The sequence below is a fragment of the Streptomyces sp. NPDC002754 genome (assembly GCF_053592315.1).
Window position 1 is genome coordinate 216,267 of record NZ_JBSFVM010000009.1, and the last position, 15,098, is coordinate 231,364.

Genomic DNA, 15,098 nt, shown 5'->3' on the forward strand with positions numbered 1-15,098 from the left:
CGGGGCATGGGGTTTCGGGAACGTACGTGGTTCGGGCGGTTGGGGCGGTCGGCGGCGCCGGCCGCGCTCGCGGTGCTGTTGCTCGCGGGATGCCAGGGGGTGGGCGACGGCGGGTCCGAGGACTCGGCGCACGGCTCCGAGCCCTCGACGTCGGCGGGCGCGACCACCGGAGCCCCCGCGCAGGAGGGCACCCTCCCCGGCGTGCCGAGCGCGGACGAGGCCCGCGGTGAGCTGGCCGAACTGAAGGTGGCGCCCCACGGTTCCATGTCCGGCTACAGCCGCGAGAAGTTCCCGCACTGGATGGAGCAGGGCGACAGCTGCTCGACCCGCGAGGCGGTCCTCGAGCGCGACGGCAAGGACGTGAAGACGGACGACGAGTGCCGCGCGGTCTCCGGGAATTGGGTGAGCGTGTACGACGGCGAGAAGTTCACGGACTCCGGGGACCTCGACATCGACCACACCGTGCCGCTCGCCAACGCCTGGCGTTCCGGCGCCGACCAGTGGACGCAGGAGCAGCGCAAGTCGTTCGCCAACGACCTGAAGCACCCCCAACTCCTGTCGGTGTCCGCCCACTCGAACCGCTCCAAGGGCGACCAGGGCCCCGACGAGTGGCGGCCGGATGCCAAGGACTACTGGTGCACGTACGCCCGTTCCTGGGTGTCGGTGAAGTCGACGTACGAACTGACCGTCACCGACGCCGAGAAGAAGGAGCTGACGACGATGCTGGGGACGTGTTCGGCGTGAGCGGGGAACGGCTTCAGGACGACGTGAAGGCGGGGCCCGGGGGCGCCATGACCGACGAGGTCGGCGTGGTCACCGGAGACCTCACCGTCGCCACGATCGGGGAGACCGGGGACCGGGCCCGGATCGCCGTCCAGTACACCGGCGCCGACGAGTGGTACACCCTCACCGGCAGCCCGGCACCGCTGCCGACCGAGGGCCTGGCCGCCCTGCACGCCGAGGTGCTGCGCCGCGTAGAACACGGGGGAGGCGCGGTCAGCCCTCCAGGTACCGCCGGGGATTGACCCGCAGGATCGTGTCGATGTCGTCCTTGGAGACACCCTTGCCGGCGAGGGCGGGCAGCACGTCCTCGCTGATGTGCCGGTAGTTCCAGTGCGGGGCGACCTCGGCGCGGTCGATGTCACCGAACCAGTCGATGACACACGCGGCGTCGTGCGAGATCGTGATCCGGTCCGTGTAACCGCGGCGTACGAGCTGGACGATGGTGTCGACGCGCTGCTCGGTGGTCAGTGGTGTGTCGAGCCCGAACCGGTCCATGCCGAGGTACGAGCCGGCGTCGGCGAGCCGCGTCAGATAGTCGAGGTCGGCGGAGTCGCCGGAGTGGCCGATGACGACGCGCGCCAGATCGACGCCCTCCTCCGCCAGCACGCGCTGCGCGACGAGCCCCGACTCCGAAGCCGCGTGGGTGTGCACGGTGATCGGCGCCCCGGTGTCCACCGACGCCCGGCCGACCGCCCGCATGGCCCGCTCGACGCCGGGGGTGAGGCCCTGTTCCTCGATGGCGCACTTGAGGAACGCGGCGCGCACACCGGTGTCCGCGATGCCCTGGGTCAGATCCTTCACGAAGAGGTCGACGAGCGGCTCGGGGCCGCCGAACAAGGTGCCGGGGCCGTTGTAATGGAACTGGAACGGCAGGTCGTCGTACGTGTAGAGACCGGTCGCGGGGACGATGTTGAGGTCCGTGCGCGCGGCGATCTTCTGGACGCGGGGGATGTACCGGCCGAGGCCGAGCACCGTCGGGTCGAGGATCGTGTCGATGCCGAGCCCCTTGAGCTCGTTCAGCTGGGCGACGGCGTCGTCGACGACGGCCTGCTCGTCCCACTGCGCGTAGTTCTGCCGGAACTCCTCGCCGACGATGACGACGTGCTCGTGGACGAGTACGTTCCCGAGTCGGTCGGCGTCGATCGGGCCGCGGACCGTCCAGACCTGCGTCATCGGCGCGCCTCTCGCTGTGGACGTCGGAGTTGACGTCGGGTTCAAGGTGAGCCGAGCGTCCCGCCGGGTGCCCGCGTGCGTCAAGGTGTGCGGCAGGGTGTGATCGAAAGAGGCCCGTCGGCGGAGTCTCCAGGGCGTTGGGGGCCGCCCCGAAGCCAGGCCGACGAGCGACTCAGAGGCGGCGGATCCAGGCGGCGACGCCGTGGCCCACCACGAGATAGATCACCGCGGGCAGTGCGTTGTTGAAGAGGACGCGCAGCCCCTCGGTGTCCATGGTGAAGATGTCCTGCGACCAGCCGGACAGCCAGTCGGCCATGCCGTGCACGAACTCGACGAACACGTTCGACTGGTTCGCGTCGAGCAGGTACAGCAGGATCCAGAGGCCGAGGAAGACCGCGGCGATGTCGGCGAGAGTGTGCACGATCAGCGCGAGACGGTCCGCGCCACGTCCGCTGCGGTTGCGCACCGGGCGGCCGGACGCGGTGAACCCGGAGTTCTGGCCGTAACCGGTGTGCGGGACGGGTTCGTACGGCGCGTCCGGGCCCTGTCGGTAGGCGGGCTGCGGGGGCCCGACGTACGGGGCGCGTTGGTCGCCGTGCATCGGGGCGCGGGGACCACCGTCGTACGGGGCGCCGGGGCCGCCGTGCATGGGGTCGGTGTCTCCGCCTTGTGCGGGATAAGGGCCCCTATATGGGGGCCTGTTCGGGCTGGATCCGTATGGGGCATTGTTCCCAATGCCGTCGCTGGGGTGAGTCACGGGCGGCATGTTGCCCGTCCCGAGCGGCCGAAACCCGCTTCACCGTCACTTCACACACGTTGCGCATCGCGGGCTCAATCGCGGGGTGCACCACGAGGTCGAGGGTGCCCCGCACGTCGTGATGATGTCGCATCGCGCCCCGACGTCGTCGTCCGCCGGACCGGAGACACCACCGCCCTGCCCCACGGCCCCTGCGGTGAGCCGATGGCTCGGTAGTGGCTGGCCGACCGGCGCCTCTGGTGGGCCGATGGATCAGTGAATTCGACCTCTCTTGAACCATCGGCCCCTCAGGTGCTGAGATGTGCGTGTCGATGGCGCTGCGGATCCCGAGGGATCTCCGCGGCGCCTTTCTCATGCGTGCGCAGGTCGACCGATCGAAGGGGCGGGGCACTTTGCTGAAGAGGGCGTTCGTGGTGGCGGATCCGGGGCGGATGCGGCTGCGGTTCGCGGCGCGGGCCGTGCTGGGGATCGGGCTCGCCGTCGCACTGTGCGGCGCGGTCGGGCAGTCGCTGACGGGCGCGATCACGGGCGGCCTCGCCGCGCTGCTCGCGCTGTTCACGGTGACCGACGCGACGGTGCGCGGGCAGGCGGTGACGACGGCGTTGCTGCCGCTGGTCGGGCTGCCGGTGCTCGCGCTCGCGGCCGTGCTCCATGACGTACCCCTCGCGCGCGACCTCGCCTTCCTCGCCGTGGTCGGCGCGGGCGTGTACGCGCGGCGGTGGGGGCCGCGCGGGCACTCGCTCGGCGTCTTCGCGTTCATGACCTTCTTCGCCGCCCAGTTCCTGCACACCGTGCCGCGGCAACTGCCCGAGCTGTACGTCGCGGTGCTGATGTCGCTCGGCGCGGCGGCGGTCGTCCGGTTCGGGGTGTGGTGCTACGAGCGGCGGCTCCCGGCTCCCGTCGGCGTGCCCGCGCCGACCGGGGGCACGGGGCTCGCGCGGATCACGACGAGGCAGGCCGTGCAGGCGACCGTGGGGGCGGGATTCGCGCTCGGCATCGGGCAGTTGCTCTCCGACCAGCGGTGGTACTGGGCCGTGGGCGCCACGTGGTGGGTGTTCGTGGCGACGACGTCGCGCGGGGAGACGGTGGTGCGGGGCTTCCGGCGGTTCCTGGGGACGGCGCTCGGCATCGTCCTCGGCTTCCTGGTCGCCGTCCCGCTGCACGACCACGCGGTGGCCGCCGCCGTGATCGTCGCGGTCAGCGTCTTCGGGATCTTCTACACCGCCCACGTCTCGTACACGTGGATGATGCTCGCGGTCACCGTGATGGCGAGCATGCTGTACGGGCTCCTCGGCGTACTCGACCCGGCGCTGCTGGCCCTCCGGGTGGGGGAGACGGCGGTCGGTTCGCTCGGCGCCGTGCTCGCGGTGCTGCTCCTGCTGCCCGTGACCACGCACTCCGTCACCGAGGCGTGGGTCGAGCGGGCCCTGCGGTGCGTGCACGCGTGTACTGCCGAGGCGGCGGCGCGGCTGGGTGGTGACGTGGGCGCCGATCCGGCGTCGCGCGTCGCGGAGCTCGAGCACATTCTCGGGCGGGTACGTCTGTCGCTGTCGCCGCTCGTGCATCCGCTGAGTCCCGTGAAGGGCCGCAAGGGGCGGGCCCGGCACATACTCGCGCTGCTCGACGACTGTGCGCGTGAGGTGCGCGGGCTCGCGTCCGTCGCCGCGGATCCGGAGGCGTCGCACGATGGGCGGCTCGCGGCGGCGTGTCAGCGGGTGGAGGGGGCGGTAGAGGTGCTTGTGGCGGGGGCGCCGTGTGCTCGCGTGGTGGTCGAGGCGCCGCGGATCGCGGACGCGGAGCATCCGGTCCTGTCCCACCTGCACGCGATCGAGCGCGCGCTGGTGGAGTTGGCGGTCCCCCTCCGCGGGGCCCGCGGCACGTAGCCCACGCCACGGGGCTCCGCCCCGGACCCCGCGCCTCAATCGCCGGCGGGGCTTGATTTTGCCGCAGGGGCTTGAGCATCAAGCCCCTGCGGCGTTTGAGCAGGCCCGCCCGGCAGGACTTTCGGGAAGGGGCGGGGTGGGCCAGACATGCGGCCCCGGCACGGGACAGCGGCGCGCAGGCGGATGCGCGCGCCCCCGGCGCAGTTCCCTGCGCCCTCCGCGGGGGCGTAACCAGCCGCCCAGCGGCGCGGACTTGTGGTTGTCTCGCAGCGGCGTGGACACCGGCTCACCGTTTGAGGCAGGTGTCCGGGGCACATACAGGGTGGATCAGTTCGCCCGACGGGTAGACCCCGCGCCATCGAACGTCCAGGGCGCACACCCGTGCGGGAGCGGGCCGCGCGCCGACGACCAGCCGCTGGGGGTGCACCATGCGTAGCAACCTGCGCCGAAACGGAACACGAGCCGCAGAGGACGCGACGAACGCGACTTACGCGAGGGGTGCGATGACCGCGCCAGACCCGGCGGACGCCGCCGGCTGGCTGGCCCTCGCCGCGAACCGGCACACCGCCGAACCGCCCCGCCACGACCGCTGCCCGGTCACCTCCGACGGCGCCCGCCCCAAGCCCGCCACCCCCCGCGAAACCGGCGAAGTCGCGTACGCCGCAACCGCGTTCGTCCGCCAGCACCACGCGGAGGAGGGCCTCGGCGACCCGGCCACCCGCCTCGCCGAGGTCGACGCGGAACTCGCGACCACGGGCACGTACACCCACACCCCGCAGGAACTCGTCTTCGGCGCCCGCGTCGCCTGGCGCAACGCCAACCGCTGCATAGGCCGCCTCTACTGGCAGTCCCTGCGCGTACGCGACCTGCGGCACCTCAGCACCGCCGAGGAGATCGCCGAAGCCTGCGCCGACCATCTGCGCGAGGCGGCCCCCGGCGGCCGCATCCGCCCGCTCATCACGGTCTTCGCCCCCGACCGTCCTGACCACCCAGGACCCCGCATCTGGAACGACCAACTCATCCGCTACGCCGGATACATCCAGCGCGACGGCCACGTGGTCGGAGACCCGCGCGGCACCGGACTCACCGCGTACGCCCGCCGCCTGGGCTGGCGAGGCGGCGACGGCAGCCCCTTCGACGTACTGCCGCTGCTCGTCCAGGCCGACGCGCGCGAGCAGCCCCGCTGCTTCGACCTCCCCGCCGACGCGGTCCTCGAAGTGCCCCTGGAACACCCGGAATTCGACTGGTGGTCGAGCCTGGGCCTGCGCTGGTACGCGGTCCCCGCGCTCGCCAACATGTGCCTGGAGATCGGCGGCGTCTGCTACGGCGCCGCGCCCTTCAACGGCTGGTACATGGGCACGGAGATCGGCGCCCGCAACCTCGCCGACACCGACCGCTACAACCTGCTGCCCTACCTCGCCGACCGCCTCGGCCTCGACACCACCAGCGACCGTTCGCTCTGGAAGGACCGCGCACTCGTCGAGCTGAACCGCTCCGTCCTGCACTCCTTCGACAGCGCGGGCGTCACGATGGCCGACCACCACACCGAGTCCCGGCGCTTCCTCACCCACGTCGCCCGCGAGGAGTCCCGAGGCCGCGCCGTCGGCGCCGACTGGTCCTGGATCGTCCCGCCGCTCTCCGGCTCGACGACCCCGGTCTTCCACCGCACGTACGACGACGAACCGAGCACCCCCGCCTACGTCCACCACCCCGACGCCCACACCCGCGCCCGCGGCGAGGACCCGCGCACACAACGACCCGCGAGTTCCTGGCGGGACCTGCTCTGACCTCCTGCGCTGCTACCGTCGGCGGCACGGGCGCCGGGCCCGCACGCCGAAAGGGGACGCAGTGACCGGGAGTCAGGCAGGGCGGGCGTACATCGGATCGTTCACGGCGGCCGGCGGGCGCGGCATCGTGACCGCGGCGGCCGACCCGAAGGACGGCTCGCTCACGCTCCTCGACGCCACGGACGAGCTGCCCGACCCCTCGTATCTGACGGTCCGTGGCGGCCTGTTGTACGCGGTGAGCGAGACGGTCGACGGGGCGGTGGCCGCGTTCCGCACGGACTCGGCGCCGCTCGCGCTCGCCGCGCCGCTGGTGCCGGTGAACGGCGAGGGCCCCACCCATCTGTCGGTGTGGGGCGGGCTGGTCCTGACAGCCAACTACGGTTCCGGCAGCGTCAGTTCGGTCCCGTTGCGCGGCGACGGCATCCCGGTCGAGGCCGCGGCCGAGGTCCACCGGCACACGGGCTCGGGCCCGCACCCACAGCGCCAGCAGTTCCCGCACGCCCACCAGATCCTGCCGGACCCGACAGGCGCCTTCGCCCTTGCGGTCGACCTGGGCACGGACTCGGTGCGCACGTACACGAAGAACCCCGACGGCAGCGGCCTCCTGCCGCACCAGGAAACGGCCATGCGCCCCGGCTCCGGCCCCCGCCACCTGGCCTTCCACCCGTCGGGCGACTACGTGTACGTCCTCAACGAACTCGCCCCCACGCTGACCGTCTGCGCCTGGAACGCCGCGGACGGCGCCCTCAAGCCGCTCACGGAGATCCCGGTCCTGACGGGTGCGCCGGCCGACGACGCGTACCCCTCGGCGCTCGTCGTCGCCCCCGACGGCCGCTTCCTGTGGACGGCGACGCGCGGCGCCGACCTGATCTCCCTCTTCGCCCTCGACCCGAGCGGCGAGCGGCCGACCCTCCACGGCACCGTGCCCTGCGGCGGAAACTGGCCCCGCGACCTGGCCCTCGACCCGTCGGGCCGCTTCCTCTACGCCGCGAACGAGCGCTCGGGCGACGTCACATGGTTCACGGTCGACCGGGAGTCCGGGGTCCCGGTACGGGGCGGCAGCGCGCCCGTCCCGGCCCCGTCCTGCGTGGTGTTCGGCTAGACCACCGGCTCGGCCATGCCGACCAGGTAGTTCCGAGCCGCGGGACGGACCTCCGCCGCCCAACCGAGGGCGGCCAGGTCCGCGGTCAGCGCCTCGGTCTCGTGGCAGATCTTCACGATGCGGTACCGGCTGCCGTCGTCGAGTTCGCGCACCGCCGCCGGGGAGGCCTCGCCCGTCAACAGCTCCTCGTCCGTGGCCATGGGCAGCCCGTCGTCGACGAAGACGACCTTGCCGCCCGGCGCGAGCGAGGCGGCGACGGTGTTCCAGAACCCCGGCATCCGGGCCGGTGGCACGTGCGACAGCCAGAAACCGAAGAACACGGTGTCGTAGCGCCGCGAGGGCCGCCAGTCGAACAGATCGGCGCGCTCGAAGCGGACGTTGGGCGCGTGGACCCGCTCCCGTGCGATCGCGAGCACTTCCTCCGACGCGTCGACGGCCGTCACGGACGTGGCCCGCGGCGCGAACAGCGCGGTCCACTGCCCCGTCCCACAGGCCAGCTCCAGCACGTCCCCGCCGACCGGCCACTCGGCACTGGCCCCCAACAACTCGCGCAGGTCCGCCCGTTCCGCATAGGCCCGGTCGTACTCGGGCGCCCGCGCCCGGTAGTAAGCCAGCTGTTCCGTCACGAGGGCGTCGTCAAGACTCATCAACCGACGCCAACCGCCACGCACCACCCCCGTCCGCCAAATCAAGTCCGTCCGGCAATCAAGCCCGTCCGGCGATTGAGGACAATCAACATCCGCCGCAACCAACACAAAAACGGGGCCCGGGACACCGCCCCGAGCCCCGACCCCCAACCGCTCAGCCGCCGGAGGCAACCGGCTGGGGCGTGATCCCCAGCGCCGCCGCGTACTGGGCGAGCGCGAGCTTGCCCATCGCCGGATACGCCCCCAGCGGCTCCGCCACAGCACACCCCGCATCCTTGGCGGCAGCCTCAAGCACGGACGGATCGAGCTCCGGACCGACGAGATACGGCGCGAGCGCCAGCTGCTGCGAACCGGAACCGCGCAGCTGCTCGGCGGTGGCGGCGACCGCCCCCTCCTCGTCGAGCGCCGCGGCCATCACCGGCACAGCGAGCCGCGCGGCGAGCAGCATGCCGGTGATCCCGGCGGCCTGCACCGCTTCCTCGCCGCCTATGGAGGCGAGGATGATCCCGTCCGCGGCCGTGGTCACGGCGAAGAGGCGGGCGCGGTCGGCGCGGGCCAGGCCGGCCTCCGAGAGCCGCACGTGCAGCGCCTCCGCGAGCAGCGGGTGCGGTCCGAGTACGTCGGTCAGCTCCGCGGCGACCCGGCTGTCGGCGATGGCCTGCCGGATCTGCCGCAGCTGGGCGTTGTCCGGTCCTGCGAGCAGCGGCACGACGACGCCGACGGGCCCGGCCGGCTCCCGCGCCTCGACACCGGCCGCGAGCGCCTGCTCGTAGCGGGCGGTGCGCTCCTTCGCGGCGTGCGCGAGCACGGACGCCAGCGAGGGGAACTCCGCCGAGATCGGGAAGTCGGTGAGCTCACCCTCCACGAAGCCCACCCGCGCGTCCAGACCGGGCAGCTCGGAACGGGCGATGCTCACGACCTCGTCGGCGAGCATGCGCGTCGCGGCGCTGGGCGTGCCGGGCACCGCGAGCACAAGAGACGGCGCGCCCTCAGGGGCGGCCACGGGTTCCGGACGACGGTGACGTCCGGACTGTCGGGGGCGCGGCATTCGTACGGGCAGGCCGGATGCGGGCCCAGTGGGGGTGCTCATGGCGCCGCATGCTACTGGCTCGACCGGGTTCGTTGTTCGGTCAGGGTGCAGGTGAGCGGTTTCCGTCCGAGATTGTCCTTTCAGTTACGAATCCTGCAAGTGTCCTGGTCCGGAGGGGTGTGCGGGATATTCGACGGGGTATTCGAAGTGAATTACGGCACATTCAGTAGGCGCCGGTCGAGCGGCAGCCCGAGTTCGTCCGCGGTGAGCGCGGAGGCGATCACGAGAGCCCCGTGCAGCGGGTCGCCGGCGGCGGTCACGACCGTGGCCCGCGGGAGCTGCTCGGCCAGCTCGTCCCGCAGTGGGCCGAGCAGCGGCTCGCCCATCTTGAAAAGGCCACCGGTCAGGGCGACCTCGCCGCCGTCGGCCGGGCAGACCGCCTCGGCGGCCTCGGCGACATGGGCGGCGGCCCGGCGCAGGATGTCGGCGGCGACTGGGTCGTCGACGGCGCAGCGCGCCACGTCGGGGGCGAAGGAGGCCAGCGCCGCCGGTCGGTCGGTGCGCGGGTAGATCCGGCCCGGCAGTTCGATGGCGGGACCGAAGCGTTCCTCGGCGAGCGCGAGCAGCGCCTTGCTCCCGCCGCGCCGCCCGTCGAAGGCGCGCATCGCGGCGTCGAGCCCGGCCTGTCCGATCCACGCGCCGCCGCCGCGGTCCCCGAGCAGGTGTCCCCACCCGTCGGCCCGCCGCCAGCTCCCGAGGTCGGTGCCGAGGGCGATCATCCCGGTGCCCGCAGCGACGACCGCGCCGCGCCGCTGCCCGAGCGCACCCGCGTACGCGGTGACTCCGTCGGCGGCCAACGCGAGCCGTTCGAGGCCCAGTTCACGCGCGAGCGCCCCCGGCAGCTCGGCCCGCAGCCCGTCGCCGAGCGTCGCCATCCCGGCCGCCCCCAACGCGGTGGCGGACACCGCGACATCACCGGCCCGGCCCAGCAACTCGCGGGTCAGCGGCACGAGTTGCTCGACCATGTGCCCGGGGTCGATGCCGGACCCTGACGTACGTACAGGTACGGAAGAAGCGGTCGTCAGCGCGCTCCCGATGTCGTCGGCCGGCGCGAGGGCGACCCGGAGCCCCGAGCCGCCCGAGTCCACCCCGAGCACCCACTCGGCCGGGGTCCTGGTCACGGCAGCCGCCAGTCGACGGGCTGCGCGCCCTGGCGTTCGAGAAGGTCGTTGGCCCGGCTGAACGGGCGGGAGCCGAAGAAGCCGCGGTCCGCCGACATGGGGGAGGGGTGCGAGGACTCGACCGCCGGATAGTCGCTGAGCAGCGGCCGCAGATTGCGCGCGTCACGGCCCCACAGAATCGACACGAGCGGCGTCCCGCGCGCGGCCAGGGCGCGGATCGCCTGCTCGGTGACCTGCTCCCAGCCCTTGTCGCGGTGCGAGGCCGGGCGGCGCGGGGCCACGGTGAGCGACCTGTTGAGGAGCAGCACACCCTGCCGCGCCCACGGCGTCAGGTCCCCGTTCGAGGGCTGCGGCAGGCCCAGGTCCGCGTTCAGCTCGCGGTAGATGTTGATGAGGCTGGGCGGCAGGGGCCGTACGTCCGGGGCCACCGAGAACGACAGACCGACGGCGTGCCCCGGCGTCGGATACGGATCCTGCCCGACGATCAACACCCGCACCTCGTCGAACGGCTGCTGGAAGGCGCGCAACACGTTGGCGCCCGCCGGGAGGTAGGTGCGCCCGGCGCCGATCTCCGCGCGGAGGAATTCCCCCATCGCGGAGATCTGTCCGGCCACGGGCTCGAGGGCCTTCGCCCAGCCCGCTTCGACGATTTCATGCAGAGGTCGTGGTGCCACGAGCGTCACCCTACTGCCGCCCCGGCGCCCCACCTCAACCGGCCGCCGTCAATCACCCACCGTGGTAAGGGCGGTGCGCAGCGCCCACGGTGTCGCGGCCGCCCACGCCTGCGGGGAGCAGGAGTGCGGGTAGGGGACCGGGCGGGCGGCGTCGGTGCGTTCGTAGCCGCCGAGCACCTCGGGGAGCCGGTGCCCGTGCCCGGCCGCCGCGTCGACCAGCCCGGACGCCATCCGGCGCAGCTCGTCGCCGAGCCCGTAGCGGGCGAGGCCGAGCGCGATGACGGCGTTGTCGTGCGGCCAGGCGCTGCCGCGGTGGTACGACAGCGGGTGGTAGGGGCGTTGACCCGCGGCGAGCGTGCGGATCGCCCAGCCGGAGAAGAAGTCCGGTTCGAGGAGTCGCGCTCCCACGCGTCGCGCGCGGTCCTTGTCGAGGATGCCCGACCACAGCAGATGTCCCGCGTCCGAGGCGAGCGCGTCGACCGGGCGGCCCGCGCCGTCGAGGGCGAGTGCCGGGAAGTCGTCCCCGGCCAGCCAGAAGTCGAGGGTGAAGCGCGCCCGCAGCTCGTCGGCCAGACGGTCCAACTCCCGTGCGTACGCGCCGTCCTGCCACACCTCCGCGGCCAGGCGGGCGGTGCGGCGCAGCGCGTCGTACGCGTAGCCCTGTGCCTCGGACACGGCGATGGGGCCCTCCGCCTGGGTGCCGTCCTTGAAGCAGATGGCGCCGGCGGAGTCCTTCCAGTTCTGGTTGACGAGACCGTTCGGGTCCGGCTCGTACACGAGATATCCGTGCTCGCGCAGGCCGCCGTCGCCGAGCATCCAGTCGACGGCGGAGCGGGCGTGCGCCTCCAGGCGGGTGGCGAGCGCCGTGTCCTTCGTCGTCTCGCAGTGGGCGTGCAGCAGCACCAGGAACAGCGGCGTCGCGTCGATCGTCCCGTAGTAACGCCCGTACGGAACCTGGCGGAAGTGGGCGAGTTCGCCGCGTCGCGTCTCGTGCACGATGCGGCCGGGCTGCTCGCCGCGGAACGCGTCGTACTCCCGCCCTTGCGTCGCGGCGAGCGCGCTCAGCGTGCCGACCGCGAGGGCGGGACGGTAGGGGAGCATGAAGTACGAGGTGAGCAGCGAGTCCCGGCCGAACAGGGTGAGGAACCACGGCACACCGGCCGCCGGGATGCTGACGGGTTCGCCGTCCACGCCGGGAGCGGAGATCGTCAACAGGTCCAGATCTGCAATGCCTTGGGCGCATGCACGACCCAAGTCGCCTGATACGTCGGTGAGTTCATACTCGCCGCCACGAACCCGGTCCGCCGCGAGCTGCGGCCCGCCGTGCGGCTGCGCCGTGACGTTCAGCCGCAGCTCGGCCCGGCCGTGCGGCGCCAGACTCAGCCGCCACACCAGCTCGTACGGGCCGTATCCGCGTACGGAATCGGGTGCAGGCGCCGCGGACACGACGGTGCGCGCGTGCCAGTCGGCCCGGCGGTAGTCGAACTCGACGCCGGTGTCCGTGCGGTGAGCCGTGTGTTCCGCACCGGGCTTCGGGTAGCTGCGTTCGTCCGCACGCAGTTCGAAGGTGTCGGCGAAGTCGGCGTCCGCGGTGATGACGACCTCGGCGACGAGCGGATCCGGGCTGTTGCTGACCAGCTGCAAGGTGTCCGTGAACTCGCCTGCTGTGACGGCCTGTTGACGGAACACGGTGTACGCGGGCGGCGCGTCGCGAGTCCCTTCCGGAGTGAGTACGCACTCGCCGGCCGGCCCGGTGGGGGAGAGGACGACGGGCGCGCTGCCGTCGACGGTGAGTTGCCAGCGGCTCAGGTGCCGGGCGTCGCGCACGAACAGCCCGTCAGGCGTGGCCCCGCGCGTACCCGTGACACCCCCATCGGGGTCGAGGTGCGCGAACGTGGCGTCGCGCACGAGTTGAGTGCGGGGAGCGGCACCGCTCATCGGGCTGCCTCCTCGGAGTTCAGCAGGTCGAGGGCGAGCGCCGCCGTCCACGAGAACGAGCGGGCGCCGCGCGCCGCGCCCGTGGTCGGATCGACGTACTCCGCGAAGCCGGAGGTGCCCGCCGTGTCGAGGAACGCGGCGCGGATCCGGTCGGCGTGCGGGTGCCGGCCCTGGGTGCGCAGCCCGCGCTCGATGAGCCACGCGGTGTTGAACCAGGCCGGGCCCCGCCAGTACCGGGTCGGGTCGAAGGCTGGGCCCGTCAGGTCGTAACTCGGCACGAGGGCCGTGGAGCCGGTGTGGAAGGCAGGGCCGTCCAGCGTCGACACCAGACGGTCCACGACCGCTTCGGGCAGACCGGGGGCGAGCAGCGGGACGAGTCCCGCCACGCTGCGGGCCGGCACAAATGTGTCGTCGACGAGGTCGCGGGCCCGGAAAAGACCCGCCTCGTCGTCCCACAGACGTGTCACCAGCGCGTCGGTGAGCTGCGCGGCCCGCGCCTCGTGGGCCGCCGCGTCGACGCCCAGGCACCCCGCGATCTCGGCGAGCGCCAACTCGCTTGCGATCAACAGGGCGTTCACGCACGGGTCCTCGAGCCGGAACGGGTGCGCGGCCGTACGGTCGTCGTACCCCGCGTCGCGGTAGTCGACGGCGAGCCGCACATAGCGTCCATAGTCGAGGTCGGTCGGTCGGTCCGCCGGGTGGCCGTGGTCGAGGTCGGCGCGCCGGTAGCTGCCGGGGTCCGCCGGGGTTACGCGGGCCAACGGGGCGTCCCAGCAAGGGCTGTTGTCCATGCCGGGCTCCCACGGGTGCACGATCGCAGCGAGGCCACCGCCACCCAGGTCGCGCCGGTCGAGGAGGTAGCGGTGCCAGGCCACGAGGCGCGGATACACCCGGGGCAGGAAGCCGCGACGCCGCGACTCGGCGGGGTCGGCCCGGTGCACCAGCCAGGCGGCGAGTGCGTGTACGGGTGGCTGGACGATGCCCGACGTCTCGGGCGAGAGGGGCGCGTCCACCCCGGCGCCCGCCGTGGACGAGCGCCAGAAGTCGGGGCTCGGGAAGTACGCCCCGTTCGGCACCGCCGCGTTGAACACGATGTGCGGGACCCGTCCGTCGCCCCACTGTGCCCCGAGCAGCGACTCCAGCTCGCGCTGCGCCCGGCGCGCGGACAGGTGCCGCAGGCCGATCGCGATGAACGCCGAGTCCCAACTCCACTGGTGCGGATAGAGAGTTCGGGACGGCACCGTGCTCGTCCCCACCCAGTTGTCGAGGAGGACCCGGCCCGCACCGCGCCGCAGGGTCAGGTCCGCGGCGGCGGTGCGGGCGGGCCGGTCGAGGAGAGCGGTCACGCGCCGGACCCCTTGAGGAAAGCGGGGACGGAGCGGACCGCCTCGACCGGGTCGCCGGTCAGCCGGCACTCGGCCGCGAGGTACCCCTCGTAGCCGGCGATGTGCAGGGCGCCCAGCCATGCCTGCCAGTCGAGGTGTCCCGCGCCCGGCTGGAAGCGGTTGGAGTCCGAGACCTGGGCGTGCCCGATGTAGGGGGCGTGGGTGAGAATCGCCTGCGCGGGGTCGGACTCCTCGATGTTCATGTGGTAGCTGTCGATGCCGATCCGGACCGAGTCGAGACCGACCTCCTTGATCAACTCGGCGGCCTGCTCAAGGCGGTTGACCATGTGGTCCTCGTACCGGTTGAGCGGTTCGAGGTAGAGCGTGACGCCCTCGGCGGACGCGTGCTCGCCGAGCTCGGTGAGCCCTTCGAGCAGGATCTCGCGGTCCTGCTCCTCCGAGCGCGGCGGCTCGAACGGGGGCAGCCGGCGCGAGAACATCCCGTACGAGGCCGGGGTCTGCGCGCCGAGCCCGCCGAGTTCCGCGATGACGGACAGCTGCGACTTCATCTGGGCGATCGCGTCGCGGCGCAGCCCATCGTCGAAGGCGCCGAAGAAGTGCAGCATGTCGACGCACACGGTCGGCATGACCACGCCGTCCTTGAGTGCCTGCTTCAACTCCGGGAGCCGGGAAGCGAAGTGCAGGTCGCCCTTGGCGCGCAGCTCGATGGCGTCGTAGCCGGCGCCCTGCGCGAACTCCCACTTCCGCTGGAGGCTCTCGCCGGGCAGCAGCTGTTCCTGGGCAGCGATCTTCAGCAT

At 72.6% G+C, this 15,098-nt stretch carries 14 protein-coding genes; 5 read left to right on the top strand and 9 right to left on the bottom strand.

The window, feature by feature from the left end; translation table 11 throughout:
- Positions 1–6 precede the first annotated feature (6 nt).
- Entirely contained in the window at positions 7–744 is a 738-nt protein-coding gene (locus ACWD2L_RS20910; protein WP_351330980.1) for an HNH endonuclease family protein, read from the top strand.
- 47 nt (positions 745–791) lie between these two features.
- The gene (locus tag ACWD2L_RS20915) at positions 792–1,025 is read left to right on the top strand and encodes a hypothetical protein (protein WP_351331169.1); all 234 of its coding nucleotides are present in this window, start codon (positions 792–794) and stop codon (positions 1,023–1,025) included.
- On the opposite strand, the gene ACWD2L_RS20920 is transcribed toward ACWD2L_RS20915, so the two are convergent.
- Positions 997–1,956 (bottom strand): phosphotriesterase family protein, encoded by a 960-nt coding sequence (locus tag ACWD2L_RS20920; protein ID WP_351330979.1) that lies wholly within the window; start codon positions 1,954–1,956, stop codon positions 997–999. The two genes, ACWD2L_RS20915 and ACWD2L_RS20920, sit on opposite strands and share 29 nt — an antisense overlap.
- Positions 1,957–2,128: 172 nt before the next feature.
- Positions 2,129–2,557 carry a hypothetical protein gene (locus ACWD2L_RS20925; protein WP_451190516.1) on the bottom strand — a complete coding sequence of 143 codons (429 nt, stop codon included), beginning with the start codon at positions 2,555–2,557 and terminating at the stop codon, positions 2,129–2,131.
- 548 nt (positions 2,558–3,105) lie between these two features.
- On the opposite strand from ACWD2L_RS20925, the gene ACWD2L_RS20930 reads away from it, so the two are divergent.
- The 3 genes from ACWD2L_RS20930 (at position 3,106) to ACWD2L_RS20940 (ending at position 7,485) form a co-directional block, all read left to right on the top strand.
- Positions 3,106–4,596: an FUSC family protein gene (locus tag ACWD2L_RS20930; protein WP_351330978.1), complete on the top strand. Its 1,491-nt coding sequence runs from the start codon at positions 3,106–3,108 to the stop codon at positions 4,594–4,596.
- Between the two features lie 503 nt (positions 4,597–5,099).
- A complete protein-coding gene (locus ACWD2L_RS20935) occupies positions 5,100–6,383 on the top strand; it encodes a nitric oxide synthase oxygenase (protein WP_351330977.1) in 1,284 nt (427 codons plus the stop codon).
- Between the two features lie 61 nt (positions 6,384–6,444).
- On the top strand, positions 6,445–7,485 hold the full coding sequence (locus ACWD2L_RS20940) for a lactonase family protein (RefSeq protein WP_351330976.1): 1,041 nt from the start codon (positions 6,445–6,447) through the stop codon (positions 7,483–7,485).
- On the opposite strand, the gene ACWD2L_RS20945 is transcribed toward ACWD2L_RS20940, so the two are convergent.
- From ACWD2L_RS20945 to ACWD2L_RS20975, 7 genes are all read right to left on the bottom strand, one after another.
- Positions 7,482–8,132, bottom strand: a complete 651-nt coding sequence (locus tag ACWD2L_RS20945; RefSeq protein ID WP_351330975.1) for a class I SAM-dependent methyltransferase — start codon at positions 8,130–8,132, stop codon at positions 7,482–7,484. The genes ACWD2L_RS20940 and ACWD2L_RS20945 overlap by 4 nt on opposite strands.
- Positions 8,133–8,286: 154 nt before the next feature.
- The gene (locus tag ACWD2L_RS20950) at positions 8,287–9,222 is read right to left on the bottom strand and encodes a sirohydrochlorin chelatase (protein WP_351330974.1); all 936 of its coding nucleotides are present in this window, start codon (positions 9,220–9,222) and stop codon (positions 8,287–8,289) included.
- 152 nt (positions 9,223–9,374) lie between these two features.
- Complete coding sequence (locus ACWD2L_RS20955) at positions 9,375–10,343, bottom strand: N-acetylglucosamine kinase (protein WP_351330973.1); 969 nt, start codon at positions 10,341–10,343, stop codon at positions 9,375–9,377.
- On the bottom strand, positions 10,340–11,017 hold the full coding sequence (locus tag ACWD2L_RS20960; RefSeq protein ID WP_351330972.1) for a uracil-DNA glycosylase: 678 nt from the start codon (positions 11,015–11,017) through the stop codon (positions 10,340–10,342). The genes ACWD2L_RS20955 and ACWD2L_RS20960 overlap by 4 nt, the downstream gene beginning before the upstream one ends.
- 48 nt (positions 11,018–11,065) lie before the next feature.
- Entirely contained in the window at positions 11,066–12,955 is a 1,890-nt protein-coding gene (locus tag ACWD2L_RS20965; protein ID WP_351330971.1) for an amylo-alpha-1,6-glucosidase, read from the bottom strand.
- Positions 12,952–14,301, bottom strand: coding sequence for an MGH1-like glycoside hydrolase domain-containing protein (locus ACWD2L_RS20970; protein ID WP_451190474.1), 1,350 nt, complete (start codon positions 14,299–14,301; stop codon positions 12,952–12,954). The genes ACWD2L_RS20965 and ACWD2L_RS20970 overlap by 4 nt, the downstream gene beginning before the upstream one ends.
- Positions 14,298–15,098, bottom strand: a complete 801-nt coding sequence (locus ACWD2L_RS20975) for a sugar phosphate isomerase/epimerase family protein (protein WP_351330631.1) — start codon at positions 15,096–15,098, stop codon at positions 14,298–14,300. Before ACWD2L_RS20975 ends, ACWD2L_RS20970 begins: the two co-directional genes overlap by 4 nt.